Here is a 3,789-nt window from a genome sequence, read left to right as displayed (position 1 = left end):
GGATGATCCGGGTAAGCTTTGGAAATGTTTTCCGCCAGGCTATGGCATGGTTAATGTTGCTCCAGAATATTACATGTTCTATCCTTTGGGGGAGTGTTGAGTGTAAGCTGGCCTAGTCTGCTGCTGTGCCCAGGTCTATGAGCTTGTATTCTTTGGAGTTTTTGTCAGAGTAGACTCTTAGGCTGATTCTGCCTATGTTTTTGGGGACGTCGAATGCGATGTCTGCTCTGGAGGGGATGTTTGGCTGAAACTGTCTCACGATTAAGCCGCGGTCGAGGAAGACTGTTGCGTCATCGTTTGCACTGTATGTTCGGCCCTGTTCGTCCTCTATTTTTAGCATTTCACTGTCTACTGTGACGGTTTCTTTGCCAACGTTTTCTATTGTGAGGGAGACTATCACGTATACGCCGTCTGCTTTCGCGAACGCGATCCGGTCTGCTGTGTAAACTTTTTCGACCGTGTACGCTAGGTTTCCTGCGATGACAGGTTCTCCTGCCCCGTAGACTGTTTCGGCTACAGTGCTGGTGGCGGCAGCGGTTTTCGATGCTGTCAAAGTTTCTGGTGCCGTTGCCTCCATCAGAAGTCCTGTTAGGAGGAGGATTCCGAACACGGTTGCTGCTGCCAGAATGGTTTTTCCAACAATCCTGTTTTCTCTTTTGGCAGAAGATTTAGGTCCGTTTGCTGATGCTGTGGACAGGATCTTTTCGGACGCCTTTCTACCGTCTTCTGGACGGGATGACATTTTCTTCTGTGGCAGAATGTTTTTCCGCCCCCATTTAACTGTTTTCCCCTTCTCCTTCCACACTCCTTTTTCTCCACCTTTTTCCAGCGTGTGAAAGAAGGTGGTGGGAGAGTCCGGCTTCCCCGTCTTCTTCCGCAGGCCAGGGGAAGGGTGGTCGGGTGAACATCACGCAAGCTTCTTCAGCCTAGTCTACTCTCTTTTTTCGCCCCCGATACATTTTCCCCTCCGCTGGAACAGTGTATTATAATATTATGTCAAAAAAATCAATTTTTTTGCAGCCTCCGCAGGCACCAGTTTCCTCCAACATTCTCGCCCCATAACATTTTATGCTAGCATAATACATTATACCATCAGGAGACAGAGTGTCCCATGGAACAGTAGACAACATGACATCAGCATAGGACATGACACTAGAACATGACATTATACCAGAACATAACATCATATCATCAAACATCATATCATCAAACATTATACAATCAAACATTATATGGTCAACATTACTATTATAGTATGCTCTACTATAATCCGTTTTACTATAATCCATTGTATAGTATAGATTACTATGTATTATATAGGAAGAAGAAGATGGTTGTTTTGTTGCCGCGGTGGCTAGGTGTTTTTTTAGGTGGTAGGATAGTTTTGTTGCCACGGTTGCGATGTTGGCGGCGTGTTTGCCGGCTTCGAGTGCGTTGAACACGTATCCTTTTTCATGTTTTGTGTACTGGATTGGGTTGTCCACGATCAGGGTGATGTCGTGTCTGTTGCAGAGTCTCCTAATGTTCTCTTTCTCTTGTTCCGTGTAGCCGGTGTAGAGTACAAGGATTTTTTTTGCGCGCGGATGATATTTTGGCAGAATTTTTTCGGTGAACTCTTTTTCTGTCGTGTACCCGCTGCCGCGGTGCTTGACCTCAACTTCTACTAGAACGTTTTTTGACGCGATCTGGATGTCTGCGCCTTCGTCGTTGGGCTTCTCTTTGAGCCTCCATTTTCTCCTATTATATTGGCTGTTGTATTCTATGTAGAGTATACCATCTTCTGGCATGATTTCCGGTAGGATCGTGAGCAGGGCCAGCAGTGTCTTCAGCTCACAGAGTTTGCCGACAACATTTTTTGCTTCAGCCTCCTTGACAAGCGGATTCTCCTTCAGTTTAGCGAGAGCGTACGGTAGACTGTTTAACACTGTATCCTCCAGATAGTCTTCCAGCATCTTAAGCGTTCCAGAAGGCATAGACTGTGCAGCCTACATTTGGTACAGGGCATGCTATAAAAGAGGAAGAGAAAGTGTTCAAAAGTCTTCTGGCACACCATAGGGTACAAGGATTGCACCGCATTTCCTGCACACGAGGACCATCAGAGGCCTGCGTCCAACGTTTTCGAAACCGCATCTTGGGCAAACATGCGCATACAACATTCCATTCCAACACAGTCCCGTCCAGACGCTTAAAAGGAGACAGAACATTGTGTTCCCCAAAAAATGTTGGGGGCAGACCAAGAGCATGTGGGGGGTGCAGGCTGCCGCGGCCTCCGTTTGGGCTGCTGGCTGAGGTGAGTATGCTGTCCCCCCTTTCTCCTTTTAAGGCTGGAGAAGGCTTATGTGAGATTGTATGTTTGGGTGGGCTGATAGAGTATGATTTTAAGTGAGCAGAAAAGGCGTTTGCTAGGTTTTCTTTTGGAGGGGGGGCGGAGTTGGAGTGAGTTAAGGCGTTTTTTGAGGGTGTCTGAGAAAACGGTTTGCGAGCATCTGAGAGAGTTGCGGGGCATGGGTTTGGTTGAAAAGGATGCTGGGGGAAAATATGTTTTGACTGAAAAAGGCTTTGACGTCCTAGGAGGCGCCAGTGTGCCGGAGAACATGCGGCTTATGGAGGCTGCTATGCTGCCGCAGGAGATTGGGAGACTGGATGAGGTGGGGAGGGGGGTGATTCCGTCACCATCTTCTTTTGACAAGGTTGCGTCAGAGGATATTGTGTCAAGTCTGGTGAGAAGTCCTTTTGTTCGAGAGCTTGTCGCCGGATGCGGGGAAGGCGAACGCTTGTTTTATGCCTTTTTAGGCGAACTTTATCTCGAGAGCTTGAAAGTGTATGGTCTGCAGGAGGCAAAGTTTTCCAAAGAACTTTTCTATCGTATACGGGGGGATGTTGTGAAGGCTGCGGTTCCAGAAGTTTGCGGAGATGATGTGGAGGCGGTGAGGTTTAGGCTTGTCATAGAGTTTGCGCCCTCCCACGCGTTCGACAAAATTTTGAGGCGCATCCCGGATCCGGAGGCGAGAAGGGAGCTTGTCAAACGTAAAAAGGAGGTCTTGACAGAAGTTTTTGAAAAATTGTATGGGATAAAAGTTTTGAGGTCGCCGAGTATGCGGCCTAAAGGGCGAGAAGACAGGCTATGATGCTATTCTCCCTTCTCGCGTACCATGTCACTAACCTCCTCCGGTGAAGGTATAATCTCAAGTATTTCGGGGACGTTGTCGTCTCTTGCGATAACATGCATGTAAAAGAGTATGGTTGAAAGGTCTCTTGCTTTAGCATTATGTAATCTTACAATGAGAATGTTTAGGCACGCTTAGGAAGTTAGGTTTGGCGGAGTCTGGGCTGGGCCTGCTAAAGCATGTGCTTTAGCTTGGTTTGGGACGAAACTTTTGTTTCCTCCACCGTTAAAGGGTAAACGCTGCTGAAGGCTGCAGAGACGATGGTGTCGACCATGGAGGGGGGAGGGAGTTGGCTGGCATGGGATGGGAGGCTGTAGGATGTTTTGGGGCGAAGGTCTTCTTTGGCTGGAGGACCATAATGTTTAAATAAGTTTTCTACTCAAACGGTATTGTTTTTCCGCAGAGGCTTATGTGATATGATGTTCAGAGTGTGCAAGAGTTTTTTGGGGATTCTGGCTATTGTTGTCCTATTTTCATGTTTTCCTGTTTCTGGGACAGTTTTTGGTGGGGTGGAGGCCGTGGGCTCCAGCGGCTCGGGTACGACTGTCGGCGGGATAATCTGGAAGGATACTGTGTGGACGCTGGAGAATAGTCCGTATATTGTAGTTGAGACCGTGCAGAT

General features: G+C 47.7%; 5 protein-coding genes. 1 reads left to right on the top strand and 4 read right to left on the bottom strand.

Annotated features, from left to right (window positions below; all coding sequences use genetic code 11):
* Window positions 1-112 precede the first annotated feature (112 nt).
* The 3 genes from QXT17_RS09895 to QXT17_RS09885 form a co-directional block, all read right to left on the bottom strand.
* On the bottom strand, window positions 113-805 hold the full coding sequence (locus QXT17_RS09895) for a DUF4352 domain-containing protein (RefSeq protein ID WP_342815858.1): 693 nt from the start codon (window positions 803-805) through the stop codon (window positions 113-115).
* A 178-nt stretch (window positions 806-983) separates the two neighbouring features.
* Complete coding sequence (locus tag QXT17_RS09890) at window positions 984-1,973, bottom strand: hypothetical protein (RefSeq protein WP_342815857.1); 990 nt, start codon at window positions 1,971-1,973, stop codon at window positions 984-986.
* Between the two features lie 57 nt (window positions 1,974-2,030).
* Complete coding sequence (locus tag QXT17_RS09885; protein WP_342815856.1) at window positions 2,031-2,156, bottom strand: hypothetical protein; 126 nt, start codon at window positions 2,154-2,156, stop codon at window positions 2,031-2,033.
* 216 nt (window positions 2,157-2,372) lie between these two features.
* Here QXT17_RS09885 and QXT17_RS09880 point away from each other — a divergent pair, with 216 nt between their 5' ends.
* Window positions 2,373-3,128, top strand: coding sequence for an ArsR family transcriptional regulator (locus QXT17_RS09880; RefSeq protein ID WP_342815855.1), 756 nt, complete (start codon window positions 2,373-2,375; stop codon window positions 3,126-3,128).
* A gap of 418 nt (window positions 3,129-3,546) precedes the next feature.
* Here the strand turns inward: QXT17_RS09880 and QXT17_RS09875 are convergent.
* Window positions 3,547-3,789 (bottom strand): hypothetical protein (locus tag QXT17_RS09875; protein WP_342815854.1); only part of this gene is annotated, 243 nt, incomplete at its 5' end.

It is taken from the genome of Thermofilum sp. (genome assembly GCF_038871435.1).
GTDB lineage: Archaea > Thermoproteota > Thermoprotei > Thermofilales > Thermofilaceae > Thermofilum > Thermofilum adornatum.
Note: the sequence above shows the minus strand (reverse complement) of the source record. Positions and strands in the feature narration are given on the sequence as shown.